This is a genomic window from Rhodoferax sp., assembly GCF_044236835.1.
Lineage (GTDB): Bacteria > Pseudomonadota > Gammaproteobacteria > Burkholderiales > Burkholderiaceae_C > Allorhodoferax.
Window position 1 is genome coordinate 271,810 of record NZ_JBIIGC010000002.1, and the last position, 24,261, is coordinate 296,070.

Sequence of the window (24,261 nt, forward strand, 5' to 3'; positions counted from 1 at the left end):
TTTTCGAGCCGTTACGCCAAGAAGGAATACCCAAATGTACGTTCGCATCTCCAAAGGAAGTTACCCGGCCGTGTCACACGATGAATTCACAAAGCGAATGGCTGATGCAGGAAGGACACTCATTCCTGCAATCAAGAGACTCCCTGGTTGTTTGAACTACTACGCTGCCACCGACGAGTCATCGTTGACCATGATCAATGTCAGCGTCTGGGATACGCTTGAACATGCACAAGCTATGGCAACCTTGCCGGAGATGGGAGAACTCGCCAAAGAGTTCATCGCACTCGGCGCTGAGTTCGAGAGGCCGATCATTAACTATCAAGCACTTTGGCAACTCCCTTGAAGCATTCTCAAGGGTCTGCCAATCGCTGAGGCCTAACCTTTCATATATGGACTCCCCCACAAGCGCAAGAAACTGACCGATAGTTTGGCTGTTGGGGATGCGCCTGCAGTCGTATATCCGGCATCTAAAGTGGACTCTGGTGTGGTCCGTGCCGACATGGAATCTGCGTTACCGATGCGCCAGTCGTTACAAACGGCAGGCAAGCTGCCACAAGAGTTATTGGCGTCTGTCGGTATGGGGCGAACCCGGTCGGCCATGATGGTCTCAAACTCTCCCTGTTGATCTTCTTGCTCAGGCGCACTGTCTGCTCGCCAAACGGCTTCTTGTCCCTGAGCGTGGCGTAGCAAATGCGCGCCAGTTTATTGGCCAACGCACACGCCGCCTTTTTGTGGTTGCTGCGGGCCTGCTGACCTGCGCTGGCGCAAAGTGGGGGAATCAGTGGGGAACAATTGGCGCGGACGTTGAGGAACTACCTTGTGCATCGATTGCTCCGCACATCCATGAACTGTCCAAGCGGTGCCCCGCGCCCAGCCTATCTTCCTACCGCGCCGCTCAAACGCTGATCGGTGTCACTTCCACATTGCAGTGAAGCCAGCGCTTTACAGCGTTTTGCAGCGCTGATGGGTCGCCAGTGGAGCAGAACAGCGTCGACGCGCAGGTCGTCATGGTGGCAGGACTTGCATCGTGCACGCCGACAGACTTGCTCGCTAAGGGGGTGAACAACGGGCTAGCGTGTGTGTCGGTGCTTGCCGACAGCCCATGGTCCTGCAGCACCCGGCGGGTTTGTTTGGCCACGGGTGCGCCCGCGTCGATGCGGGGGATGGCCGCGCCCACCAGCGACTCCAGCAGCGGGTCTATCCAGGGGTAGTGGGTGCAGCCCAGCACCAGTACGTCGGCCTGGCCGTCTGCGGTGCCAAACGGGCCCAATGCCTGGGTGTAGGTGACGCACAGCGCCTGGATGCGCTCGACGTCGTTGCGCTCGATGGCGTCGGCCAAACCGTCACATGCCTGCAGCCGGAATTGCGTCGTACCCGCTAGTCCGGACAAAAGGCCTTTGAACTTGTCGCTTTGCAGCGTGCCGCGCGTGGCCATGACGGCCACCACGCCAGTGCGGGTTTGCGTTGCTGCGGGTTTGAGTGCCGGCTCCACGCCCACCATGGGCAAGGTGGGGTAGGCCGCGCGCAGGTGCCAAATGGCGGCGGCGGTAGCGGTGTTGCAGGCCACTACCAAGGCCTTGATGCTGTGGTGTAGCAGCAGGTAATCGGTGATGGCGCGGGAGCGCGCCAAGACGTGCGCATCGTCGCGCTCGCCGTAGGGTGCGTGCCCTTGGTCGCCCACATACACAAAGCGTTCATGCGGCAGCTCGGCTTGCAGCGCCTGCAGCACGCTCAGGCCGCCCACGCCGCTGTCAAACACGCCGATGGGGCGGTGCTCTACTTCGCGAGCGGCCAAGGGATCAGACCGACTGGATGTTGATGTTTTTGAATTCGCCGGTGGCAATCTTCTTTTGCCACTCTGCCGGGCCGGTCGTGTGGGCGCTGGTGCCGCCGGCATCTACCGCCACAGTGACGGGCATGTCCACCACATCAAACTCGTAAATGGCTTCCATGCCCAGGTCGGCAAAGCCCACCACCTCGGCGTGCTTGATGGCCTTGCTGACCAGGTAGGCCGCGCCGCCCACGGCCATCAGGTAGGCGCTCTTGTGCTTCTTGATGGCTTCGATAGCCACCGGTCCGCGCTCGGCCTTGCCCACCATGGAGATCAGGCCGGTTTGCGCCAGCATCATTTCAGTGAAGCCGTCCATGCGGGTGGCGGTGGTGGGGCCGGCGGGGCCAACCGCTTCGCCTGCGACCGGGTCCACCGGGCCCACGTAGTAGATGACGCGGTTGGTGAAGTCCACTGGCAACTTTTCGCCCTTGGCCAGCATTTGTTGGATGCGCTTGTGGGCGGCGTCGCGGCCGGTCAGCATCTTGCCGTTGAGCAGCAGGGTTTGGCCAGGCTTCCAGCTGGCTACTTCGTCTTTGGTCAGGGTGTTGAGGTCTACCCGCTTGCTTTTTTGGTAGTCGGGCGCCCAATGCACGTCGGGCCACAGGTCCAGCGAAGGTGGGTCTAGGTACACCGGGCCGCTGCCATCCATCACAAAGTGGGCGTGGCGGGTGGCTGCGCAGTTGGGGATCATGGCCACCGGCTTGCTGGCGGCGTGGGTGGGGTACATCTTGATCTTGACATCAAGCACCGTGGTCAGGCCGCCCAGGCCTTGGGCGCCGATGCCCAGGGCGTTGACCTTCTCGTACAACTCCAGCCGCATGTTCTCTACTGGACTGAGGGCGGCACCGCTGCTGGACTTGTGCTGCAGCGCGTACATGTCGATGTCGTCCATCAGGCTTTCCTTGGCCATCAGCACCGCCTTCTCTGCGGTGCCGCCAATACCGATGCCCAGCATGCCCGGCGGGCACCAGCCCGCGCCCATGGTGGGCACGGTTTTGAGCACCCAGTCAACCACCGAGTCGCCGGGGTTGAGCATGATCATCTTGCTTTTGTTCTCCGAGCCGCCGCCCTTGGCAGCAACCGTCACCTCCACCGTGTTGCCTGGCACGATCTCGGTGAAGATGACCGCGGGCGTGTTGTCCTTGGTGTTCTTGCGCAAGAACTCGGGGTCGGCCACCACGCTGGCGCGCAAAGTGTTGTCGGGGTGGTTGTAGCCGCGGCGCACGCCTTCGTTGACGGCGTCGTCCAGGCTGCCGGTAAAGCCTTCCCAGCGCACATCCATGCCCACTTTCAAAAACACATTGACGATGCCGGTGTCTTGGCAGATCGGGCGGTGGCCGGTGGCGCTCATCTTGCTGTTGGTCAAGATCTGCGCGATGGCATCTTTGGCTGCCGGGCTTTGCTCGCGCTCGTAAGCGCGCGCCAAGTGCGCGATGTAGTCGGCGGGGTGGTAGTAGCTGATGTATTGCAAGGCCGCTGCAATGGACTCAATCAGGTCTACTTGTCGAATGGATATTGTCATGGGTCAGTGTCTTGGCGGTAGGATGTCTAGGGGCATTCACACGAGTTTAGCCAATCTGCCCAACTGCGCGCTGACGGTCCGCTGCGGCTCTCAAGTCAGTGAGTTGTAAGTGGGTGGCACCACCATGCGCCCAGTTTGAATTAACCGAGGAGACACCCTATGAATACAACAGGCGACACCGACAGCGTGGTCTATCTTCCCAGTGCTGAGTTTGCCAAGAATGCGGCCATCCCCAGCATGGCCGCCTACCAAGCGTTGTGCGAAGAAGCCGATGCCGATTACCAAGGCTTTTGGGGCCGCTTGGCCAAGGAGTTTGTTACCTGGAAGGTGCCTTTCACCCAGGTTCTGGACGAGAGCAATGCGCCGTTCTTCAAGTGGTTTGCGGACGGCAAGCTCAACGTTTCCTACAACTGCCTGGACCGCAACGTCGAAAAAGGCCTAGGCCAAAAGACCGCCATCATTTTCGAGGCTGACGGCGGCGAAGTTACCAAGATCAATTACCAAGACCTGCTGGCACGGACCAGCCAAATCGCCAACGGCCTGCGCTCCATCGGCGTCAAAAAAGGTGACCGCGTGGTGATCTACATCTCCATGTCCATCGACGGCGTGGCCGCCATGCAGGCGTGCGCCCGCATTGGCGCAACCCACTCGGTGGTGTTCGGTGGCTTCTCAGCCCAAAGCCTGCGCGACCGCATTGAAGACACCGGCGCGGTGGCAGTGATCACTGCCGACCACCAGGTGCGCGGCGGCAAGCAGTTGCCGCTCAAGTCCATCGTGGACGAGGCCCTGGGTCTGGGTGGCTGCGACTCCATCAAGAACGTGGTGGTGGTCAAGCGCAGTGGCGCCGCCATTGCCATGACTGCCGGGCGCGACATATGGATGGACGATCTGGTGGCTGGTCAGTCCAGCGTGTGTGAACCCGAATGGGTTGAGGCCGAGCACCCGCTGTTTTTGCTCTACACCTCGGGCTCCACCGGCAAGCCCAAGGGCGTGCAACATTCCACCGGTGGCTACTTGCTGCACGCGGCGCTCACCACAAAGTGGACCTTTGACCTCAAAGCCGACGATGTGTTTTGGTGCACTGCCGACATCGGCTGGGTCACTGGCCACACCTACATTGCCTACGGCCCCTTGGCCTTGGGCGGCACCGAAATCGTGTTCGAGGGCGTGCCCACCTACCCGGACGCAGGGCGCTTTTGGAAGATGATCCAAGACCACAAGTGCACCGTGTTCTACACCGCGCCCACCGCTATTCGCTCGCTGATCAAAGCAGCCGAAGCCAACGACGCTGTGCACCCCAAGAGCTACAACCTCTCCAGTTTGCGCCTGCTCGGTTCGGTGGGCGAGCCCATCAACCCTGCCGCCTGGGAGTGGTACTACAAGCATGTGGGCGGCAGCAAGTGCCCCATCGTGGACACCTTCTGGCAAACCGAAACCGGCGGCCACATGATCACGCCGCTGCCGGGTGCCACGCCCATGGTGCCGGGTTCCTGCACGCTGCCCTTCCCCGGCATCCAGGCAGCGATCGTGGACGAAACCGGCAAAGACGTGCCCAACGGGCAGGGCGGCATTTTGGTGGTCAAGAAGCCTTGGCCGTCCATGATCCGCACCATCTGGGGCGACCCGGAGCGGTTCAAGAAAAGCTACTACCCCGACGACTTCAAGGGCAAGTACTACCTGGCAGGCGACGGTGCGATCCGCGACGCCAAGACCGGCTACTTCACCATCACCGGCCGCATCGACGACGTGCTCAACGTGTCGGGCCACCGCATGGGGACCATGGAGATTGAGTCGGCCTTGGTGAGCTGCACCGAGTTGGTGGCCGAGGCCGCCGTAGTGGGACGCCCGGACGACACCACCGGCGAGGCTGTGTGTGCCTTCGTGGTGCTCAAGCGCCCGCTACCGGTGGGCGATGAAGCCAAGGCCATTGCCAAGCAGTTGCGCGACCATGTGGGCAAAGAGATTGGACCGATCGCCAAGCCCAAAGACATCCGCTTTGGCGAGAACCTGCCAAAAACCCGTTCCGGCAAGATCATGCGCCGCCTTCTGCGCTCGATTGCGAAGGGCGAAAGCATCACCCAAGACACCTCCACCTTGGAGAACCCAGCCATTCTCAGCCAGCTTGGCCAGGCCTACTAAGGCTGCTACTCTGAGGCTGCGACCCTGGCCAAAATGGTCTGGGGCGCCGCAGCCAAGCGGCGTAGGCTACTGGCTCAGCACCCATGCCGCCAAGCGTTTGGCTTCCGCCTCGCTCACTTGGGGGTTGGAGGGCATGGGTACTTTGCCCCAGGCGCCGACGCCGCCTTCCATGATTTTTTGGGTCAAGCGGTCGGAGGCTGCCTTGTCTCCGCGGTACTTGGCCGCGACGTCCTTGAACGCGGGTCCCACCAACTTGCGCTCCATTGCATGGCAGCTCATGCAGTTTTTTGCAGTGGCCAGCGCGCGGTCTGCGCGAGCTGGCAGGGCAACAAACATCAGAGCGCAAAGCGACAAGGTAGTCAGCCACTTGGATTGCATGTTTATCTCTCCCATCGCTCGACCCAACGTTTAGAAGTTGTCCAGCACCGCGCCTTTGCTGGCGGTGGACGCATTGAAGGCAAACTTGGCCTGCACGCCGCGGGTGTAGCGCGGCTTGGGTGCGGTCCAGGCGGCGCGGCGTGCAGCGATCTCGGAGTCTGACACGTGCAGCTCCAGCAGCAGGGCGCGCGAATCAATGGTGATGCGGTCGCCGTCTTGCACGAACGCTATGGTGCCGCCCGCAGCTGCCTCTGGCGCCACGTGGCCCACCACCATGCCCCAGGTGCCACCCGAAAAGCGGCCATCGGTAATCAGCCCCACGCTTTCGCCCAGGCCAGCGCCAATCAAGGCGCCGGTAGGTGCCAGCATTTCCGGCATGCCAGGCCCACCCTTGGGGCCCAGGTAGCGCAGCACCATCACATCGCCAGCGACGATTTTGCCGTCAAGGATCGCAGCCAGTGCGGACTGCTCGTCATCAAACACGCGCGCCGGACCAGTCATGACGGGGTTCTTCAGGCCGGTAATCTTGGCCACCGCGCCCTCAGGCGACAGGTTGCCCTTGAGGATGGCCAAGTGGCCCTGGGCGTACATCGGGTTGTTGATCGGCCGGATCACATCCTGGTCGGCGCGGGGCACCTCCGGAATGTCTTTGAGCACCTCGGCAACCGTCTGGCCAGTGATGGTCAGGCAGTCGCCATGCAGCAAGCCAGCGGCAAGCAGGGTCTTCATCACTTGCGGAATGCCGCCGGCGCGGTGCAGATCTACGGCTAGGTACTTGCCACTGGGTTTGAGGTCGCACAGTACCGGCGTTTTCTTGCGTACGCGCTCGAAGTCGTCGATGGACCATTCCACCCCTGCCGTATGGGCGATGGCCAAAAAGTGGAGCACCGCATTGGTCGAGCCGCCGGTGGCCATGATGACGGCCACTGCGTTTTCAATCGACTTGCGGGTCACGATGTCGCGCGGCTTGATGTCTTTTTTGATGGCTTCGATCAGCACCTTGGCCGACTCCTTGGCGGAGTTCATCTTCTCGTCGTGCGGATTCGCCATCGTGCTGGAGTACATCAGCGAAATGCCCAGCGCCTCGAAGGCAGAGCTCATGGTGTTGGCGGTGTACATGCCGCCGCAGGAGCCGGTGCCGGGAATGGCGCGCAGTTCGATCTGGTGCAGGTCTTCGTCGCTCAAGCGTCCGGCGGCGTTTTCGCCCACGGCCTCGAACACGCTGACGATGTTGAGGTCTTTGCCCTTGTAGTGGCCCGGCAAGATGGTGCCGCCATATACATAGATAGCCGGCACGTTGGCGCGCAGCATGCCCATCAGGCCGCCTGGCATGTTCTTGTCGCAGCCGCCCACCACCAGCACGCCGTCCATCCACTGGCCTTGCACGCAGGTTTCGATGCAGTCCGATATCACCTCGCGGCTGACCAAGGAGTACTTCATGCCTTCGGTGCCCATGGCCATGCCATCGGAAATTGTGGGTGTTCCAAAAACCTGCGCATTGCCACCGGCTTCCTTGATACCTTCAATCGCCGCATCTGCCAGCCGCTGCAAGCCGCTGTTGCACGGTGTGATCGTGCTGTGGCCATTGGCAACGCCCACCATGGGTTTTTTGAAGTCGCTCTCTGCGTAGCCCATGCCGTAGTACATGGACCGGTTCGGTGCGCGGGACTTTCCCTCGGTGATGTTTTTGCTGCGGGGGTTGAGGATGACAGGCTTGGTGTCCATGGTGTTGTCTCTTGGTATGTCTATGGGGGCTGGTGCCACCGGGTGCAGGCTATTTTTACATGACCCGCATCGCCCCGGACAGGCTTGGGACTTGGCTGCTTGCGGGCACAATGCCTGGCATGCTGATACACCCGCACATCGATCCCGTAGCCATTCAATTGGGTCCACTGACCGTGCATTGGTACGGACTGACCTACCTGGTTGCGTTTGGCTTGTTCATGTATTTGGGATACCGCCGTTTGCGGCATGCTCCCTACGCAGGACTCTCTGGTGCTGCTGCCTGGCGCTTCAAAGACGTTGAAGACATTCTCTTTCTCGGGGTGCTTGGCGTGGTGCTGGGTGGCCGCCTAGGCTACTGCCTCTTTTACAAGCCGGCGTACTACGCGGCGCACCCCCTGGAGATTTTTGCGGTCTGGCAGGGTGGCATGAGTTTTCACGGCGGACTGCTCGGCGTGGTGGTGGCGATGCTGTGGTTTGCCTACTCGCGCAAGAAGCCGTTTTTGCAAGTTGCGGATTTTGTTGCGCCCTGTGTTCCCACTGGACTGGCCTCGGGGCGGGTGGGTAACTTCATTAACGGCGAGTTGTGGGGACGGGTTGCGGACCCCACGCTGCCGTGGGGCATGGTGTTTGCGGCAGCCGGGCCCATGCCGCGCCACCCGTCGCAGGTGTACCAATTCCTCCTTGAAGGGATTTTGTTGTTTCTAGTGCTGTGGCTCTATGCTCGCACCGGACCGAAACGGGGGCAGGTGGCCGCTGCGTTTTTGGTGGGCTACGGTGTACTGCGGTTTATCGCTGAGTATTTTCGTGAGCCCGATGCCTACCTCGGTTTGCTCTCACTGGGCCTGAGCATGGGTCAGTGGTTATGTGTGCCGATGGTGGCATTGGGTCTGGCGGTCTGGCTCTGGGCAGGCCGTCGCAGTGGGTAGTTGGTGCGATGTGTCAGTGGTTTTTGTATAGCAATAAAGTAGGAGACAGATATGCAAGAAGAGACAAGTTTTGGATCTGGTGTGACCGCGTTGCGTCGTCGCCAGGTGCTGAGCGCAGTGGCTGCCGGGGTGGCTTTGGCGGCAGCGCCGTGGCGTGCGCAGGCGCAGGCGCAGGCGCTGGCCCGCTGGCCCGCCAAACCCGTCAACTTGGTGGTGCCCTTCCCGGCGGGAGGCGGTACCGACGCGTTTGCCCGTCCGTGGTCGGCGTACTTCTCCAAAGCCACTGGCACCCAGCTGGTAATTGATAACAAGGGCGGCGCTGGAGGAACTTTGGGTGCGGGCCTGGCCGCGCGCGCTGCGCCTGACGGGTACAACTTCTTTATGGGCGCGGTGCACCACGCTATCGCACCCAGCATGTACCCCAAGCTGGACTACGACATCGAGAAGGATTTCATCCCGTTAGCCTTGTTGGCCAATGTGCCGCAGGTGCTGGTGGTCAACCCCAAGAACGTGCCGGGTGACTACAAGGCCTTTTTGGCACAGGTCAGGGCCAACCCGGGCCGGCTCAACTACGGATCGGCGGGCACGGGCACCTCACACCATTTGGCTGGCGAGTTGTTCAAGTTGCAAACCAAAACCTTTATCACCCACATCCCTTACACAGGGGCTGGACCGGCGCTGCGCGACTTGGTGGGTGGCCAGATCGACATGATGTTTGATGGTTTGGGTTCCTCGGCCGCCCACATCAAGGGCGGTCGCATCAAGGCCTTGATGGTCTCGGGCGCCAAGCGCAACCCGGCCTTCCCGGACGTGCCGTGCGCCGCAGAGTTGGGCTTGCCGGACTACACCGTCACCACCTGGTACGGCCTGTGGGCTCCGAAGGGTACCCCGGCAGATGTGCAGGCGCGCATGATCGAAGAAGTCAACAAGGCAGCAGCCGCCGACGAGATCAAAACTGCCTGGGCCAACAACGGTGCCGAGTTCGGACGCCTCAGCCCGGCACAGTTTGCCGCTTTTGTCAGCGCCGAGGTTAAGCGCTGGGCGGTGGTCGTGAAGTCTTCTGGCGCCAAGCTGGACTGATTCCGGGCGCGGTGTGTGCCTGCGGGCGCACGCCAGCGATTCGTTTGGCCCATGGGCGCCCTTGGCCCACTGGGCTCCTTAACTGACAGATGACGAGCCATGAACCTGACATCGCACCTTGGTACGCCCGGTTCGGCGTGCAACCCTGGCCTTGACGAAGCCGACAACGCCAACCTGTTCGCCGCCTTGTTGGCGCAGTTTCCCACCGACACCCAGCGCTGCGCGGTGCAGACCGACACCGGTTTGCATTACAGCTGGCAAGACCTGATGGATGCCACTGCGATGGTGGCCAATCTGCTGGAGTCGCTGGACTTGCCCCCCTCGTCGCGGGTGGCGGTGCAGGTGGAGAAGTCGGTCGAAGCCCTGGTGCTGTACCTGGCCACGCTGCGCGCTGGGTTGGTGTACCTGCCGCTCAATACCGCCTACCAAAGCGCAGAGATGGCCTACTTTGTGGCCGACGCACAGCCGGCCGTGGTGGTCTGTACGGCTCGCAATTTCGGCTGGTTGAGCAAGCTCGCATTCCAGTCCGGTACCCGCTATGTGTTCACCTTGGACGACGACCGTACCGGCTCCTTACTGGAGCGTGCCGCGCAGTGTTCCCGGCAGCACCAGGTGGCTGTGCGCAAAGACGAAGACCTCGCCGCCATCATCTACACCAGCGGCACCACCGGCCGGAGCAAGGGTGCGATGCTCTCGCATGGCAATTTGCGCAGCAACGCGCTGGTACTCAAGGACTACTGGGATTGGCGCAGTGATGCGCAGGGCGGTGATGTGCTGATCCATGCATTGCCGATTTTTCATGTGCATGGCTTGTTCGTCGCCATCCACGGCGCGCTTATCAATGGCAGCAAGATGCTGTGGTGCGCGAAGTTCGATCCCAAGTCCGTGCTGGCGCAGATGGCGCAGGCGACCGTATTCATGGGTGTGCCAACCATGTACGTGCGGCTGCTGGCTGAGGCCGGTCTGAACCGGGCCGCAGTGCGTAATTTGCGCCTCTTTGTGTCCGGTTCTGCGCCGATGCTGCTGGACACCTTTGTGCAATGGCAGGAGCGCACGGGACATGCAGTTTTGGAGCGCTACGGCATGAGCGAAACCGTCATGCTCACCTCCAACCCCTGCCGCTTAAGCGACGGCGAGCGCCTGGGTGGCACGGTGGGCAAGCCGCTTCCCGGCGTGCAGTTGCGTATCGCAGGCGAGGGCGGCGGCACACTGCCACCCGGAGAAATTGGTGGCATCGAAGTGAAGGGCCCCAACGTGTTTCGCGGCTACTGGAACATGCCCGACAAAACCGCCCAAGAGTTCACTGCCGACGGCTTTTTCAAGACAGGCGATGTAGGCACCATCGCGGCCAACGGCTACCTGACCATTGTGGGGCGCAGCAAGGACCTCATCATCAGCGGGGGTTACAACGTGTACCCAGCCGAAATCGAGGGCTACATCAATGCCATCGAGGGCGTTGCCGAGAGCGCGCTGGTGGGTGTTCCGGATGCTGATTTTGGCGAGGTGGGTGTCGCCGTCGTGGTGCCCAAGCCTGGCACGTCGCTGGATAGTGCGGCGCTGGTCGCGCGCTTGAAGTCCACTTTGGCCAACTTCAAGGTGCCCAAGCGCTGCTATGTGGTGGACGAGCTCCCCCGCAATGCCATGGGGAAAGTGCAAAAAAACGTCCTGCGGGACCGGTACGCTGCGCGCTAACTGATGCCACACTGCGCTGCGGCATAACTTTGTTCGGCGTTGGATCGTTTCGAGCGTATTATTTCCAGCAAAGGCTTTGCGGCCGACAAGGAACATCCCGATGCAAGTTCAACAGGCCACTTTCCACAGTGGCGCCTTGAAGGCGGCTGATTTTTCAGCCCTTGCTACCTGCGAACCGCAGTGCGTTCTGGTGTTTGGCGCCCCAGAAATACTGTTCCAAAGTGCCCCGGCCTTGGCCGAAGCTTTCAGCGGCGCGCAGCGCCTGGGCTGCTCTACTGCAGGTGAAATTTCAAGCCAAGGCGTCAGCGACGGCACCTTGGTGGTGACGGCTTTGCACTTTGACCATGTGCAAGTGCGTCAAGCCAGTACAGAGCTCGATGGCATGGTCGACTCGCGCGCCGCCGGACAGCGACTGGCCCAACAGCTGCCACCGCAGGGCCTGCGTGCGGTGTTGGTGTTAGGGCAGGGCGTGCAGATCAATGGCAGCGCGGTGTTGGCCGGTCTGGTCGAATCGCTGGAGCCGGGCGTGCAAGTCGGTGGAGGCTTGGCTGGCGACGGGGTTGCGTTCGGACAAACCTGGGTGCTTGACAACCAGGGCGTGAGCGACAAGCGCATTGCCTGCGTGGGCCTGTATGGCGAGGCCCTGCAGGTGTCGCGTGGCTCATTTGGAGGATGGTCACCTTTCGGGCCAGCGCGCAAGGTGACCCGTTGCGACAACAATCTGTTGCTCGAACTCGATGGCGAGCCGGCGCTAACGGTCTACAAGCGCTACCTTGGCCAGCATGCGAAGGCGCTGCCCTCGTCTGGCCTGTTGTTTCCTTTTGCCATGTTGGGCCAAGACCACAACGAGGTCGGGCTCATACGCACCATCCTGGGTGTAGACGAGCAGCGCGGCAGCATGACTCTGGCCGGCGAGATTGACCCTAACGGTTACCTGCGGCTGATGCACGCCAGTGCCGACGCCTTGGTCGATGGCGCGGCGACAGCGGCTCGTGCAGCGCAGGAACAGACGCCCGGCTCGGATGCCGCTGGTCTGGCCCTGCTGGTAAGTTGTGTCGGACGCAAGTTGGTGATGGGCGGGCGCGTGAACGAAGAGCTGGAAGCGGTTGCCAGGGTGCTGGGGCCCAAGGTCACACTTGCCGGCTTGTATGCCTACGCGGAAATGGGACCGCATGGGCCTAGCGCACCCTGCGAGCTGCACAACCAAACGATGACCATCACTTGCCTCTCCGAGGCGCAGTGAAAGAGACGCCCTGAAAGGGCGCACGCTTATTTCAAGATCAGCACCGGCACGCTGGCATGGGTAAGAACATGCTGTGCCTCGCTGCCCAAAAGCAGCCGCTTGATACCTTTCCGGCCGTGGGATGCCATAACGATGAGGTCACTTTGGTGCTTTTTGGCAGCTGCCAACAAGGCTTCTGACACCACCGCGGACTTGACCACGATCGACTTGGCCTGAACACCACGCTGTGCGGCAGCCTTCTTGACCGCGTCGACTTCGGCCTGCGCGACATCGACCCATTCTTTCTCCAGCGCCGACACATCCAAGTTGGACAGTGCCACGCCACCTTCAAAGTAGCTTTGCGGGTAGCGGGCCACCACCTTGACCACGGTGAGTTCTGCACCGCACAGGGCTGCTAAGGCGATGGCGCTGGTGGTGGCCTTCTTGGACAGTTTGGAGCCGTCGGTTGCGACGAGGATGCGTTGGTACATGGTGGCTTCCTTGGTTGTTGTGGTGTTGCAGGTTACGCTGCTTTCTCGGCCGTGTCTTGATGTGTATCAAGGTTGCTCCATACCGTGGGGCGCACACTCGCGCCATGTTCACCGCCTCACTGGACCCTGCCGCAGTACCGGAGCCGACGTCCGCGCCACCGGTGCGGCCGACAGTTGCGCCGTACAGCGAAGACGCGCTGCGCCTGCTGGACGACCCCCTCGAGTGGTCTGCGTTCAGTCGGGCATTACCCAGCCAACCCCAGTGCTGGGAGTCCAATGTGGTGGTTGAGGGCATGTTTTGCGCTGCCTGCTCGCTGGACATCGAAGCGGCGTTGCAAGCGGTACCCGGGGTGATCAGCGCGCGGGTGAGCGCAGCCAGTGCACGTGCGCGCATCGTCTGGTCATCGGATGCGGCCACGCCCTCGCAGTGGATGCAGGCGGTGCAGCAGGCCGGCTACCGTGCCACCCCTGCCAACGACCTGTTTGCCAAGGAGCGTCGCCAGATCGAGACCCGCAAAGCTCTGTGGCGCTGGCTGGTGGCTGGGCTGTGCATGATGCAGGTGATGATGTATGCCTACCCGGCCTATGTTGCGCATCCCGGGGACCTGTCGACGGAAATGGAGCAACTGCTGCGCTGGGCCTCTTGGGTGCTGTCTTTGCCGGTGATTCTTTTTTCTTGCGGGCCGTTTTTTCGCGCCGCCCTGCGGGACCTGCGCCACGGTCGCATCAGCATGGACTTGCCAGTGGCGCTGGGCATCGCCATCACCTTTGCGGTCAGTACCGCTGGTACCTTTGAGCCCCAAGGCATCTTTGGCAAGGAGGTGTACTTCGACTCCTTGACCATGTTTGTGTTTTTTCTGTTGACCGGGCGTTGGCTGGAGTTGCGTTTGCGCGACCGCACTGCAGGCTCGTTGGAAGCGCTGATGAACCGCCTGCCCGACAGTGTGGAGCGCGAAACTACACCAGGCCACTTCGAAAGGGTGGCTGCCCGCCGCCTGGCGGTGGGCGACCGCATTCGGGTGCATCCAGGTGAGGCGTTCTGCGCGGACGGTGTACTGGAGCATGGCGCGACCGACGTGGATGAGTCATTGTTGACCGGTGAGTCCCGGCCCCTGCGACGGGGTGTAGGTGAGTCCGTGGTGGCAGGCAGCCACAACCTGGGAGCCACCGTGCTGGTGCGGGTGCAGGTGGTAGGCGAGGGCACACGCTTTGCGCAAATTGTGGACCTGATGGAAAGCGCCGCCAGCACCAAGCCTGCCAGCGCACAGTTGGTAGACCGGCTCGCCAAGCCGTTTTTGGTGGTGGTGCTCCTGGCCGCTGTGTTCGCTTGCATCTGGTGGTGGCCTACCGACCCGGGTCACGCGCTGATGGTTGCGGTGGCGGTGCTGGTAGTGACCTGCCCCTGCGCACTCTCGCTGGCCACGCCGGCGGCCATGCTGGCCTCTGCCGGCGCCTTGGCCCGCTCGGGCGTGTTGGTGCGCAACCTGCGCGCATTGGAGGCGCTGTCCACCATCGATACGGTGGTGTTTGACAAAACCGGCACCTTGACCAGTGAAGCCATGCGTTTGGATGGCGTGCGCAGCCGCGCAGGCAGCGATGCGCAGCAGGTGTTGCACATGGCAGCGGCCCTGGCAGCGCATTCGCTGCACCCTGCATCGCGCGCGTTGGTCCGCGCCGCCGTTCAAACAGCGCCAAGCGCGATCAGTGGGTGGCATTGCGATGGCGTGGTGGAAACGCCGGGCGCGGGGCTGCAAGGCGAACTGTTTCTTGGCGCGGGGCCTGCGGTGCGCATGCGCCTGGGCTCTGCTGCTTTCTGTGGTGTGCCGCCCGACACCGGAGATCAGTTGTGCATTCACTTGGCCGACGATCGAGGTTGGCTTGCCACCTTTGTGCTGCAAGAGGAGTTGCGCCCACACGCGTTGGAGGCGCTTCAGGCGCTGCGCACTGCAGGCGTTGATGTTCACCTGCTCTCGGGCGATGGCCAGGCGTCGGTGGCGCGCGTAGCCGCCGCCTTAGGTTTTGTAGACAGGCAAGTTGGGCCTATCGGGCCTGTCGCAGCGCTGTGCGCTAGCGCGCCCACCGAGGCTGGCACAGCCGGTACCACCTCCCATGTGCGGGGCGGCTGCTCGCCTGCAGACAAGCTGGCGGTGCTGCGGGCGCTGCAACGCGACGGACACCGCGTCGCGATGGTGGGCGATGGCCTCAATGACGGACCGGTGTTGGCGGGTGCGCAGGTGTCCTTCGCCTTTGGCAACGCTGTTCCTCTGGCCCAAGCCAAGTCGGATTTGGTGGTGTCTGGCAGCCAGTTGACATCGGTGGTGGCCGCCGTGTTGCTGGCGCGCAAGACCATGCACGTGGTGCGCCAAAACATGGGCTGGGCGCTGCTCTACAACGCCGCCTGCGTGCCCTTGGCCATGCTGGGCTTTTTGCCTGCGTGGCTTGCGGGGCTGGGCATGGCGGCCAGCTCGTTGTTGGTGGTGGTCAACGCGCTGCGTCTGGCATCCCCATTGCCCTCTAACTAAGGACCGACCATGGACATTTTGTATTTGTTGATTCCGCTCTCGGTGGTCTTGGTGTTTTTCATCCTCGCGGGCCTGTGGTGGGCGATTGACCGCGGGCAGTTTGAAGACATCGAGTCCGAAGGACAACGGATCTTGAAGGACTCGTAAAGAAGTTCGATCAATGTGCGTCGCGTTTGACTTTGGTCAACCTCTGCGCTGTATCTCGCAAAGACACTTCACCTAGCCCATTACACGAAGAGGTAACTATGGAATTTCCAAACAGGCAGGCCGATCGGTACAACGACACCGTCGTTCGGCAATTCGCCATCATGACGGTGGTCTGGGGCGTGGTCGGCATGCTGGTCGGCGTCATCATTGCGGCACAGTTGGCATGGCCCGCGCTCAACTTCGGCATTCCGTGGCTGAGCTATGGCCGCTTGCGGCCGCTGCACACCAACGCGGTGATCTTTGCGTTTGGTGGCTGCGGCTTGTTTGCCACTGCCTACTACGTGGTGCAGCGCACGTGCCAGGTGCGCATCTTCAGCGACAAGTTGGCGGCCTTTACGTTTTGGGGTTGGCAACTGGTGATTCTTTGCGCGGCGCTCTCGCTGCCCTTGGGCTTTACCTCGGGCAAAGAGTATGCAGAGTTGGAGTGGCCCATTGACATCCTCATCACGGTGGTCTGGGTGGCTTTTGCGGTGGTGTTTTTCGGCACGATTGGCACCCGCAAGGTACGTCACATTTACGTTGCCAACTGGTTCTTTGGTGCGTTCATCCTAGCGGTCGCGATCCTTCACCTGGTCAATAGCGCAGCCATCCCTGCAGGCCTCATGAAGTCCTACTCCGCCTACGCTGGCGTGCAAGACGCGATGGTGCAGTGGTGGTACGGCCACAACGCGGTGGGCTTCTTCCTGACCGCCGGTTTCCTGGGCATGATGTACTACTTCATCCCCAAGCAGGCGGGCCGTCCGGTGTACAGCTACCGCCTGTCGATCGTGCACTTCTGGGCACTGATCTTCACCTACATGTGGGCTGGTCCCCACCACTTGCACTACACCGCCTTGCCGGACTGGACGCAGTCGGTCGGTATGGTGTTCTCACTGATTCTTCTGGCACCCAGCTGGGGCGGCATGATCAACGGCATCATGACCTTGTCGGGTGCTTGGCACAAGCTGCGCGATGACCCGATCCTGCGCTTCCTGATCGTGTCCCTGTCCTTCTACGGCATGTCCACCTTCGAAGGTCCGATGATGTCCATCAAGACCGTCAACGCGCTGAGCCACTACACCGACTGGACCGTGGGCCATGTGCACTCCGGTGCCCTGGGTTGGGTGGGTCTGGTGACCATGGGCTCGATGTACTACCTGATCCCCAAGCTGTTTGGCCAAAAGCAGATGTACAGCGTCAAGGCCATTGAGGTGCACTTCTGGACCGCCACCATCGGCATCGTGATCTACATCGCTGCCATGTGGATTGCCGGTGTGATGCAAGGCCTGATGTGGCGCGCCATCAACGCCGATGGCACCCTGACCTACACCTTCGTGGAAAGCGTGAAGGCCACCTACCCCTTCTATGTGCTGCGCCTCTTGGGTGGTCTGCTGTACTTTGGCGGCATGCTCATCATGCTGTGGAACACCTTCATGACCGTCTCCCGCGGCCGCGCCGTGCACGTTGATGTGCCCACCACGGTTGCACACGCTTAAAAGGATAGAACACCATGGCCAAGCAAACCTCCGGCTTGTCTCACGAAAAGATTGAGACCAACAACTTCCTGATGATCGTGCTGATTTTGGTGGTGCTGCTCGCAGGCGGCATGGTCGAAATCGTGCCGCTCTTCTTCCAGAAGTCCACCACCCAGCCCATCAAGGGGGTAGAGCCCTACACGCCGCTGCAACTGGCAGGACGCGATGTGTACATCCGCGAGGGCTGCTACAACTGCCACTCGCAGATGATCCGCCCTTTCCGTGCCGAAACACTGCGCTATGGCCACTACTCGGTGGCGGGTGAGTCGGTCTACGACCACCCGTTCCAGTGGGGCAGCAAGCGCACCGGACCGGACCTGGCGCGCGTGGGCGGCAAGTACAGCGACGAATGGCATCGCATTCACCTGATCAACCCGCGCGACGTGGTACCCGAGTCCAACATGCCGGCCTACCCCTGGCTTGCGACCACCCCAGTTAATGACGGCACGATAGCGGCCCACATGGGTGCGTTGCGCAAGGTGGGTGTGCCCTATACCGATGCGCAAATTGCAGGCGCAGCTGCCGAAGTCAAAGGCAAGACCGAGCTGGAGGCCACCATCGCGTACCTCCAGGTTCTGGGCTTGGCGCTTAAGTAAACGCAAGGAGCCCAATGTATGGAACTCGACGTCAACACCCTGCGCTCACTGGCCACTGTGGTGAGCTTTGCAGTCTTTATCGGTATCTGGGTCTGGGCGTGGTCCAAGCGGCGCCGCGCCGATTTCCACGAGGCCGCCAACCTGCCGTTTGAGCAGGACTGAGCGCCCCACCATGCGAACAAGGAACCATCATGAGTGACTTCACAAGCAGTTTCTGGTCGGTCTATGTGGCCGGTCTGACCATCATCTCCATTGCAGCCTGTGGTTTGCTGCTGTGGTTCAGCGGCAAAGCCAAGGCCATGACCGCCAACGACAACACCACCGGCCACGTCTGGGACGGCGACCTGCGCGAAATGAACAACCCCTTGCCGCGTTGGTGGGTGGGCTTGTTCATCATCACCATTGTTTTTGGTGCGGTGTATTTGTACCTGTACCCGGGCCTGGGCGCCTTTGCCGGCTCTACCGGCTGGACCTCGCAGGCCCAGTACGAAAAAGAAGTGGCCAAGGGCAATGACGAGGTCGCACCCCTGTACGCCAAATTCATGGCGATGCCCCCAGAAGATGTGTCCAAAGACGCGCAGGCCAAGGCCATTGGCGAGCGCCTGTTCATGAACAACTGCTCCCAGTGCCATGGTTCGGATGCGCGTGGCGCCAAAAGCTTTCCCAACCTCACCGACAAAGACTGGTTGCACGGTGGTACGCCCGACAAGATCGCCGAGACCCTGGTCAACGGACGCATCGGTCAGATGCCTCCGATGGCCGCGGCTGTCGGTGGCGCTGACGACGTGAAGAATGTCGCCCAGTACGTGCTGAGCCTCTCGGGTGGCCCGCACGACTCGGTCCGCGCCAACTTGGGCAAAGCAAAGTTTGCCGTTTGCGCAGCTTGCCACGGTGCCGATGGCAAGGGCAACATCGCGCTGGGCGCGCCCAATCTGACAGATGATATCTGGCTGCATGGCTACGGCGAGGCCGCTATCACCAACATGGTGGTCAACGGCAAAGTCAATGCCATGCCCGCGCAAGCTGGCAAGCTGACTGAGGCCCAGATCCATGTGCTGACCTCGTACGTTTGGGGCCTGTCGAACAACGCGACTGCGAAGCAGTAAGCCGGCCAGTCTAGGAGCACCGCTTGGCATCTGCACAACCACCGGGCCGCAAAGTCATCGCGATCGCCCCGTCGCCAGACAAGGGGCCGATCGAGCCGCCGCCCGGTGCCGATGCCGAGATGATTTCGCTTTACGAGGCGCACAAAAAAATCTACCCGCGCAGTGTCTCGGGTGGTTTTTCGCAGTGGCGCTGGGGCATGGTGTTTTTGACCCAGCTGGTGTTCTATGGCTTGCCGTGGCTGGAGTGGGGCCAGCGCCAGGCGGTCTTGTTCGACCTCGGGGCACGCCGCTTTTACATCTTCAACCTGGTTCTGTACCCGCAGGACTTCATCTACCTGACCGGGCTGCTGGTCATTTCGGCGTTCTCGCTGTTTCTGTTCACCGCCGTTGCGGGTCGCCTGTGGTGCGGTTACGCCTGCCCGCAGACGGTATACACCGAGATTTTTCTGTGGCTTGAAAAGAAGGCTGAGGGCGACCGCGCTGCCCGCATGCGCCGCGATGCCGGTCCGTGGACTGCCGAAAAACTGGGCCGCAAGACCGCCAAGCACCTGATGTGGTTGGCTGTTGCCCTGTGGACCGGCTTTACCTTCGTGGGTTACTTCACGCCGATCGCGGATCTGGGGCGGGCCTTGGTGCAACTGCAACTCAGTTCTTGGGAAACCTTTTGGTCTTTGTTTTACGGCTTTGCAACCTACGGCAACGCGGGCTTCATGCGCGAGCAGGTGTGCAAACACATGTGCCCGTATGCGCGCTTCCAGAGCGCCATGTTCGACAAGGACACGCTGATCGTCACCTACGACGCACAACGCGGCGAACCGCGTGGCGCACGCTCCAAAAAGGCGGACCCGTTAGGCTTGAACCTGGGCGCGTGCGTGGACTGCAGCCTGTGCGTGCAGGTGTGCCCCACCGGCATCGATATTCGCAACGGGCTGCAGTACGAGTGCATTGGCTGCGGTGCCTGCGCCGACGTGTGCGACACGGTGATGGACAAGATGGGCTACGCGCGCGGTTTAGTGAAGTACTCCACCGAAAACGCGGTGCAGCAGCATTGGAGTCGCAGCCAAATCCTGCGCCACGTGCTGCGCCCGCGGGTGCTGGTGTACACCGCCATTTTGGGCACTGTGGTGCTGGCGATGCTGGTGAGCCTGGTGTTGCGGCCACCGTTTCGGGTGGACGTGGAGCGCGACCGCGGTGCTTTGGCACGCATCGTGTCCGGCGGCAACATTGAAAACGTCTACCGTTTGCAGATCATGAATGCCACTGAAACCCTGCAGCAAGTGAATATCTCTGCGCAGGGCATGCCTGGCTTGGCGCTGGCGTCGCAGGGCGCGGTGACGATTGCGCCAACAGAATCGCGCTGGGTCGCAGTGCGGGTGCAACTGCCGTATGAAAATGCCCAAGCCGGATCGCACCCTATGGAGTTCGTGGTCGAGAGCGAGGACGGGCAGACCCGGGTCGCGGAAAAGTCGGTGTTTATTGTTCCGCGCTGAAGCGCCTAACCCTTTTGAATCCAGGAGTTTCTATGTCTGATGTCACTTCGCCCCCATCCGCACCGGACGGCTTGCCGTGGTGGAAGTTCGGCCACGTATGGTTGGTGGTATCTGGGCCGCTGGTGGTGGTGCTTGCCAGCTTCGTCACCCTGTATCTGGCAATGACCCGGCCCGACCCGGTGCTCGACGAAAACTACTACCAAAAGGGCATGGCGATCAACCAGTCTCTGGCCGACGACCCCAAGAGCCTGGCACCCGCAATGAAGGCCCGAAACCACGCACAAACCGGTGTGGTTGCGCCCACCAGCGCGCCCTGATTCGGCGCAGCCTGTGGAACGGCTGCGTTAGTTGCACACTTTGGGGTTGACGATGTCCTTGAGGGCCTCGGTGTTGACGATGCGCACATGGCGCTGCTTGACTTCAACGATGCCGTCTTCGACAAACTTGGAGAATGTTCGGCTCACCGTTTCTAGCTTGAGGCCCAGGTAGCTTCCAATCTCTTCGCGCGTCATGCGCAGCACCAGCTCCGACTGCGAAAAACCCCGCGCATGCAGTCGCTGCACCAAGTTCAGCAAGAACGCGGCCAAACGCTCTTCGGCGCGCATGCTGCCCAAGAGCAGCATCACACCGTTCTCACGCACGATTTCGCGGCTCATGATTTTGTGCACATGGCGCTGCAGCGAAGTGACCTCGCGCGACAGCTCTTCAATGCGGTCAAAGGGCATGACGCAGACCTCGGCGTCTTCCAGCGCCACGGCGTCGCAGGTGTGGTGGTCGTTGACGATGCCATCCAAGCCAACGATCTCACCGGCCATCTGAAAACCTGTGACTTGGTCGCGACCGTCTTCGGAGGCGATGCAGGTTTTGAAGAAACCGGTGCGGATCGCGTACAGGCTGGTGAACTTTTCGCCGTTGCGAAATAAAACCGTACCACGCTTGACCTTGCGCCGGCTTGCCACCACGTCGTCGATTTTTTCAAGTTCAGACGGGCTCAGACCCAGCGGCATACACAGCTCACGCAAATTGCAGTTGGAACACGCCACCTTGATCGCTTTGGGATGCATGTTGACGGCAATGTGCTCAGTGTGGATGGCAATGGACGCATGGCCCTCGCCGGATTTGCTGGTGGTGTGGTCCTGCATATTTGTTTCCTGATGCGCGTCAATTATGTTCCTTGCTGCGCAAAACAAGCTTGATGCACATCAAATGCGGAAAACAGGTTTTGGGAGACAGTGTGCCAACCGCTCTGGAGTGACCATGAAATCTGCCGCCGACCTTGTAACCGATGACCTTTTGCGCCGCTACGACGTCGCCGGCCCACGCTACACCTCGTACCCCACGGCAGACCGCTTTGTCGAGGCGTTTGGCCCCGAAGACTACGCACGCGCGCTGGAGCAGCGCCGCAGCGCTGCGGCCGCCTTTGCACAGCCGTTGTCCTTGTATGTGCACGTTCCGTTTTGCGAGTCGCTGTGTTACTACTGCGCCTGCAACAAAATCATCACCAAACACCATGACAAGGCAAGCGAGTACCTGCGCTATCTGGGCCGCGAGGTGGACTTGCACACGCAGCGCATCGGCTTGGGCCAGTCGGTCAGCCAGTTGCACCTGGGTGGTGGCACGCCGACCTTTTTGAACGACGACGAGCTGGGCGCGCTCATGGCCATGCTCAAGCGCAACTTCAGCTTTGCACCGGGTGGCGAGTACTCCATCGAGGTCGATCCGCGCACCATCGATGTGGGCCGTCTGGACACCCTGGCCCGCCTGGGCTTCAACCGCCTGAGTTTTGGGGTGCAGGACTTCGACCCCGCTGTCCAGAAGGCAGTGCACCGCGTGCAACCGGCCGAGCAGGTCTTCGCGCTGGTGGCTGCAGCACGGGAACGTGGTTTTGAGTCGATCAATGTGGACTTGATTTACGGCCTGCCGCAGCAGTCGCCCGAGTCGTTTGACCGCACACTGGCGCAGGTCGTGGAGCTGCGTCCCGACCGCATTGCCTTGTACGCCTACGCCCACCTGCCGGAACGCTTCAAGCCCCAACGCCGCATTGCGACCGTGGAGCTGCCCAGCGGCGGCGCCAAGATTTCGATGTTGTCACGCTCGATGCACCGGTTCATGGACGCAGGCTATGTGTACGTGGGCATGGACCACTTTGCGGTGCCCGAAGATGCGTTGGCCGTGGCCAAGCGGCAAGGCCGGCTGCACCGCAACTTCCAGGGCTACAGCACCCAGCCGGATTGCGACCTGATCGCCCTTGGTGTGTCCAGCATCGGCCGCATCGGTGCCACCTACAGCCAAAACGCCAAAACTTTGGAGGAGTACTACGACGCCCTGGACCACGGACAATTTCCCACGGCACGTGGCCTAGCCCTATCGCGCGACGATTTGGTGCGCCGCAGCGTCATCATGGCGCTGATGTGCCAAGGGCATGTGCAGTTCGAGTCGGTGGAGCTGTCGTACCTCATGGATTTCAAGAGTTACTTCGCAGCCGAGATTGCCGCCTTACAAACCCAAGCCGAGCAGGGCTTGGTGGTCGTCGATGAGGCTGGCATTCAAGTGACAGAAAAAGGTTGGTTTTTCGTGCGCGCCGTGGCCATGGTGTTTGACCGCTATTTGCAGACCGATCGCACCCGGGCCAAGTTCTCCAAGATCATCTAGCATCGCCCGATGCAATGGTCTTTGGCGCTGACGGCGCTTCTCATGGGTTTGGCCGGCGGGCCGCACTGCGTGGCCATGTGCGGTGCTGCGTGTGGTGGTATGGCCCGCGCTGCAGGGCCGCGCCGCAATAGTGCCTTGCTGGGTTTTCAGCTGGGGCGTGTGCTGGGTTATTCGGTGTTGGGGGGCTTGGCCGCAGCGTCTATGGACGCCTTGGGTTGGCTCACGGTGCAATCTGCGGCCTTGCGGCCGGTCTGGACGCTGTTCCATGTGGCTGTCGCGGTGCTGGGTTTGGTGCTGCTATGGCGGGCCCAGCAGCCGGTGTGGCTGGAGTCGGCGGGCCGGGCCGTTTGGGCGCGGGCCAAGGCGCTGGGCTTGGGAGCTGGCGGCACCCCGATGCTGATGGGCAGCTTGTGGGCGCTGTTGCCATGCGGCCTGCTGTACTCGGCGGTGCTCCTGGCGGCCATGGCTGGCGGTGTAGTCCAGGGCGCGTTGGTGATGGCACTCTTCGCCTTGGGTACCAGCGTGACCATGACCATTGGCCCCTGGCTCTGGCTCAGGCTGCGCGGTGATGCGACGCAGGCGATTGGGTTTGCCCGCATCCAAGGCACGAAGCAGGTCGCAGCACAAGGCGCTTGGGGCGTGCGCCTCGCCGGTGCGGCCTTGGCCGCCAGCGCGCTGTGGGCCATCTGGATGGGCTTGGTACACAACACCGCGCCATGGTGCGTGACGACATAGTTGCGCTGACAGTTCGTGTCAGTGTGGGTCGCATTCGCAGCGTGCCCGTCTAGGCAAAAGGGTTTGTCGGTTCCGTTGGAAATGTGGCTTTCGCGGGTAAGCTTGGGACGAACAAGCAATCCACACATGGAACATCGAGACCGTCCCCAGCATGATGTAGGCATTTCGGCTTGGCGCCTGAGCGTGGCGCCGATGATGGACCGTATCGACAGATAGAAAAAAACCCAATCAGATCAACGATCAATCTGATTGGGCTCCGTCTTTGTAGCACTCACGTAGCACCGGCGAGCTGCTTGGCTTCCTTTACCGCGGCTGCCCTTCGTGCATCAATGTACTCCGCAAGGTCGGCCACGTGCACGCCCTTGGCACCCTTCTGGGAGCCCGGCTCCATCCGGGTCAGCGCGATCTTGATGTCGCCCAAGGCGACCTTGCG

General features: G+C 61.5%; 23 protein-coding genes. 16 read left to right on the top strand and 7 right to left on the bottom strand.

What is annotated here, in order from left to right; all coding sequences use genetic code 11:
* Positions 1–34 precede the first annotated feature (34 nt).
* Entirely contained in the window at positions 35–343 is a 309-nt protein-coding gene (locus ACILRC_RS02890) for a hypothetical protein (protein ID WP_395667837.1), read from the top strand.
* Between the two features lie 552 nt (positions 344–895).
* Here ACILRC_RS02890 and murI read toward each other — a convergent pair.
* Together murI and ACILRC_RS02900 are read right to left on the bottom strand one after the other, a co-directional pair.
* The gene (gene murI, locus ACILRC_RS02895; protein WP_395667838.1) at positions 896–1,795 is read right to left on the bottom strand and encodes a glutamate racemase; all 900 of its coding nucleotides are present in this window, start codon (positions 1,793–1,795) and stop codon (positions 896–898) included.
* A gap of 4 nt (positions 1,796–1,799) precedes the next feature.
* The gene (locus ACILRC_RS02900; protein WP_395667839.1) at positions 1,800–3,353 is read right to left on the bottom strand and encodes a fumarate hydratase; all 1,554 of its coding nucleotides are present in this window, start codon (positions 3,351–3,353) and stop codon (positions 1,800–1,802) included.
* 237 nt (positions 3,354–3,590) lie between these two features.
* On the opposite strand from ACILRC_RS02900, the gene acs reads away from it, so the two are divergent.
* Complete coding sequence (gene acs, locus ACILRC_RS02905) at positions 3,591–5,492, top strand: acetate--CoA ligase (protein WP_395667863.1); 1,902 nt, start codon at positions 3,591–3,593, stop codon at positions 5,490–5,492.
* Between the two features lie 66 nt (positions 5,493–5,558).
* Here the strand turns inward: acs and ACILRC_RS02910 are convergent, their stop codons facing one another.
* Positions 5,559–5,870, bottom strand: a complete 312-nt coding sequence (locus ACILRC_RS02910) for a c-type cytochrome (RefSeq protein WP_395667840.1) — start codon at positions 5,868–5,870, stop codon at positions 5,559–5,561.
* Between the two features lie 30 nt (positions 5,871–5,900).
* Positions 5,901–7,595 (bottom strand): dihydroxy-acid dehydratase, encoded by a 1,695-nt coding sequence (gene ilvD / locus ACILRC_RS02915; protein ID WP_395667841.1) that lies wholly within the window; start codon positions 7,593–7,595, stop codon positions 5,901–5,903.
* A gap of 119 nt (positions 7,596–7,714) precedes the next feature.
* Between ilvD and lgt the strand changes: the two genes are divergently transcribed.
* From lgt to ACILRC_RS02935, 4 genes are all read left to right on the top strand, one after another.
* On the top strand, positions 7,715–8,521 hold the full coding sequence (gene lgt, locus ACILRC_RS02920) for a prolipoprotein diacylglyceryl transferase (RefSeq protein WP_395667842.1): 807 nt from the start codon (positions 7,715–7,717) through the stop codon (positions 8,519–8,521).
* A gap of 51 nt (positions 8,522–8,572) precedes the next feature.
* Entirely contained in the window at positions 8,573–9,601 is a 1,029-nt protein-coding gene (locus ACILRC_RS02925) for a Bug family tripartite tricarboxylate transporter substrate binding protein (protein WP_395667843.1), read from the top strand.
* Positions 9,602–9,700: 99 nt separating this feature from the next.
* Positions 9,701–11,293 carry a malonyl-CoA synthase gene (locus tag ACILRC_RS02930; protein ID WP_395667844.1) on the top strand — a complete coding sequence of 531 codons (1,593 nt, stop codon included), beginning with the start codon at positions 9,701–9,703 and terminating at the stop codon, positions 11,291–11,293.
* A gap of 100 nt (positions 11,294–11,393) precedes the next feature.
* Positions 11,394–12,536, top strand: coding sequence for an FIST signal transduction protein (locus ACILRC_RS02935; RefSeq protein ID WP_395667845.1), 1,143 nt, complete (start codon positions 11,394–11,396; stop codon positions 12,534–12,536).
* Between the two features lie 26 nt (positions 12,537–12,562).
* Here the strand turns inward: ACILRC_RS02935 and ACILRC_RS02940 are convergent, their stop codons facing one another.
* A complete protein-coding gene (locus ACILRC_RS02940; protein ID WP_395667846.1) occupies positions 12,563–13,006 on the bottom strand; it encodes a universal stress protein in 444 nt (147 codons plus the stop codon).
* A gap of 104 nt (positions 13,007–13,110) precedes the next feature.
* On the opposite strand from ACILRC_RS02940, the gene ACILRC_RS02945 reads away from it, so the two are divergent.
* From ACILRC_RS02945 to ACILRC_RS02980, 8 genes are all read left to right on the top strand, one after another.
* Positions 13,111–15,528 (top strand): heavy metal translocating P-type ATPase, encoded by a 2,418-nt coding sequence (locus ACILRC_RS02945; protein WP_395667847.1) that lies wholly within the window; start codon positions 13,111–13,113, stop codon positions 15,526–15,528.
* A 9-nt stretch (positions 15,529–15,537) separates the two neighbouring features.
* Entirely contained in the window at positions 15,538–15,675 is a 138-nt protein-coding gene (gene ccoS / locus ACILRC_RS02950) for a cbb3-type cytochrome oxidase assembly protein CcoS (RefSeq protein WP_395667848.1), read from the top strand.
* 98 nt (positions 15,676–15,773) lie between these two features.
* Entirely contained in the window at positions 15,774–17,210 is a 1,437-nt protein-coding gene (gene ccoN / locus ACILRC_RS02955) for a cytochrome-c oxidase, cbb3-type subunit I (protein ID WP_395667849.1), read from the top strand.
* A 14-nt stretch (positions 17,211–17,224) separates the two neighbouring features.
* Complete coding sequence (gene ccoO / locus ACILRC_RS02960; RefSeq protein ID WP_395667850.1) at positions 17,225–17,845, top strand: cytochrome-c oxidase, cbb3-type subunit II; 621 nt, start codon at positions 17,225–17,227, stop codon at positions 17,843–17,845.
* 18 nt (positions 17,846–17,863) lie between these two features.
* Positions 17,864–18,007 (top strand): cbb3-type cytochrome oxidase subunit 3, encoded by a 144-nt coding sequence (locus ACILRC_RS02965; protein ID WP_395667851.1) that lies wholly within the window; start codon positions 17,864–17,866, stop codon positions 18,005–18,007.
* A 29-nt stretch (positions 18,008–18,036) separates the two neighbouring features.
* On the top strand, positions 18,037–18,951 hold the full coding sequence (gene ccoP, locus ACILRC_RS02970) for a cytochrome-c oxidase, cbb3-type subunit III (RefSeq protein ID WP_395667852.1): 915 nt from the start codon (positions 18,037–18,039) through the stop codon (positions 18,949–18,951).
* A gap of 23 nt (positions 18,952–18,974) precedes the next feature.
* Positions 18,975–20,441, top strand: coding sequence for a cytochrome c oxidase accessory protein CcoG (gene ccoG / locus ACILRC_RS02975; protein ID WP_395667853.1), 1,467 nt, complete (start codon positions 18,975–18,977; stop codon positions 20,439–20,441).
* Between the two features lie 32 nt (positions 20,442–20,473).
* On the top strand, positions 20,474–20,758 hold the full coding sequence (locus ACILRC_RS02980; RefSeq protein ID WP_395667854.1) for a FixH family protein: 285 nt from the start codon (positions 20,474–20,476) through the stop codon (positions 20,756–20,758).
* A 27-nt stretch (positions 20,759–20,785) separates the two neighbouring features.
* On the opposite strand, the gene fnr is transcribed toward ACILRC_RS02980, so the two are convergent.
* Positions 20,786–21,583 (bottom strand): fumarate/nitrate reduction transcriptional regulator Fnr, encoded by a 798-nt coding sequence (gene fnr / locus ACILRC_RS02985; RefSeq protein ID WP_395667855.1) that lies wholly within the window; start codon positions 21,581–21,583, stop codon positions 20,786–20,788.
* Positions 21,584–21,698: 115 nt separating this feature from the next.
* On the opposite strand from fnr, the gene hemN reads away from it, so the two are divergent.
* Together hemN and ACILRC_RS02995 are read left to right on the top strand one after the other, a co-directional pair.
* The gene (gene hemN, locus ACILRC_RS02990; RefSeq protein WP_395667856.1) at positions 21,699–23,093 is read left to right on the top strand and encodes an oxygen-independent coproporphyrinogen III oxidase; all 1,395 of its coding nucleotides are present in this window, start codon (positions 21,699–21,701) and stop codon (positions 23,091–23,093) included.
* 9 nt (positions 23,094–23,102) lie between these two features.
* Positions 23,103–23,828, top strand: coding sequence for a sulfite exporter TauE/SafE family protein (locus ACILRC_RS02995; protein ID WP_395667857.1), 726 nt, complete (start codon positions 23,103–23,105; stop codon positions 23,826–23,828).
* Positions 23,829–24,099: 271 nt separating this feature from the next.
* Here ACILRC_RS02995 and ACILRC_RS03000 read toward each other — a convergent pair whose 3' ends face one another.
* Positions 24,100–24,249, bottom strand: coding sequence for a pyocin activator PrtN family protein (locus ACILRC_RS03000; RefSeq protein WP_395667864.1), 150 nt, complete (start codon positions 24,247–24,249; stop codon positions 24,100–24,102).
* Positions 24,250–24,261 lie beyond the last annotated feature (12 nt).

What these genes read in the sequence shown, in the direction of transcription:
- ACILRC_RS02925 (WP_395667843.1), top strand. Translation starts at nt 8,573, where the DNA reads ATGCAAGAAGAGACAAGTTTTGGATCTGGTGTGACCGCGTTGCGTCGT.
- ACILRC_RS02995 (WP_395667857.1), top strand. Translation starts at nt 23,103, where the DNA reads ATGCAATGGTCTTTGGCGCTGACGGCGCTTCTCATGGGTTTGGCCGGC.
- ACILRC_RS02940 (WP_395667846.1), bottom strand. Translation starts at nt 13,006, where the DNA reads ATGTACCAACGCATCCTCGTCGCAACCGACGGCTCCAAACTGTCCAAG.
- hemN (WP_395667856.1), top strand. Translation starts at nt 21,699, where the DNA reads ATGAAATCTGCCGCCGACCTTGTAACCGATGACCTTTTGCGCCGCTAC.
- ACILRC_RS02945 (WP_395667847.1), top strand. Translation starts at nt 13,111, where the DNA reads ATGTTCACCGCCTCACTGGACCCTGCCGCAGTACCGGAGCCGACGTCC.
- acs (WP_395667863.1), top strand. Translation starts at nt 3,591, where the DNA reads ATGGCCGCCTACCAAGCGTTGTGCGAAGAAGCCGATGCCGATTACCAA.
- lgt (WP_395667842.1), top strand. Translation starts at nt 7,715, where the DNA reads ATGCTGATACACCCGCACATCGATCCCGTAGCCATTCAATTGGGTCCA.
- ACILRC_RS02965 (WP_395667851.1), top strand. Translation starts at nt 17,864, where the DNA reads ATGGAACTCGACGTCAACACCCTGCGCTCACTGGCCACTGTGGTGAGC.
- ACILRC_RS02980 (WP_395667854.1), top strand. Translation starts at nt 20,474, where the DNA reads ATGTCTGATGTCACTTCGCCCCCATCCGCACCGGACGGCTTGCCGTGG.
- ACILRC_RS02890 (WP_395667837.1), top strand. Translation starts at nt 35, where the DNA reads ATGTACGTTCGCATCTCCAAAGGAAGTTACCCGGCCGTGTCACACGAT.
- ccoP (WP_395667852.1), top strand. Translation starts at nt 18,037, where the DNA reads ATGAGTGACTTCACAAGCAGTTTCTGGTCGGTCTATGTGGCCGGTCTG.
- ACILRC_RS02900 (WP_395667839.1), bottom strand. Translation starts at nt 3,353, where the DNA reads ATGACAATATCCATTCGACAAGTAGACCTGATTGAGTCCATTGCAGCG.
- ccoN (WP_395667849.1), top strand. Translation starts at nt 15,774, where the DNA reads ATGGAATTTCCAAACAGGCAGGCCGATCGGTACAACGACACCGTCGTT.
- ACILRC_RS02935 (WP_395667845.1), top strand. Translation starts at nt 11,394, where the DNA reads ATGCAAGTTCAACAGGCCACTTTCCACAGTGGCGCCTTGAAGGCGGCT.
- ccoS (WP_395667848.1), top strand. Translation starts at nt 15,538, where the DNA reads ATGGACATTTTGTATTTGTTGATTCCGCTCTCGGTGGTCTTGGTGTTT.
- ccoO (WP_395667850.1), top strand. Translation starts at nt 17,225, where the DNA reads ATGGCCAAGCAAACCTCCGGCTTGTCTCACGAAAAGATTGAGACCAAC.
- ilvD (WP_395667841.1), bottom strand. Translation starts at nt 7,595, where the DNA reads ATGGACACCAAGCCTGTCATCCTCAACCCCCGCAGCAAAAACATCACC.
- ACILRC_RS02930 (WP_395667844.1), top strand. Translation starts at nt 9,701, where the DNA reads ATGAACCTGACATCGCACCTTGGTACGCCCGGTTCGGCGTGCAACCCT.
- fnr (WP_395667855.1), bottom strand. Translation starts at nt 21,583, where the DNA reads ATGCAGGACCACACCACCAGCAAATCCGGCGAGGGCCATGCGTCCATT.
- ACILRC_RS02910 (WP_395667840.1), bottom strand. Translation starts at nt 5,870, where the DNA reads ATGCAATCCAAGTGGCTGACTACCTTGTCGCTTTGCGCTCTGATGTTT.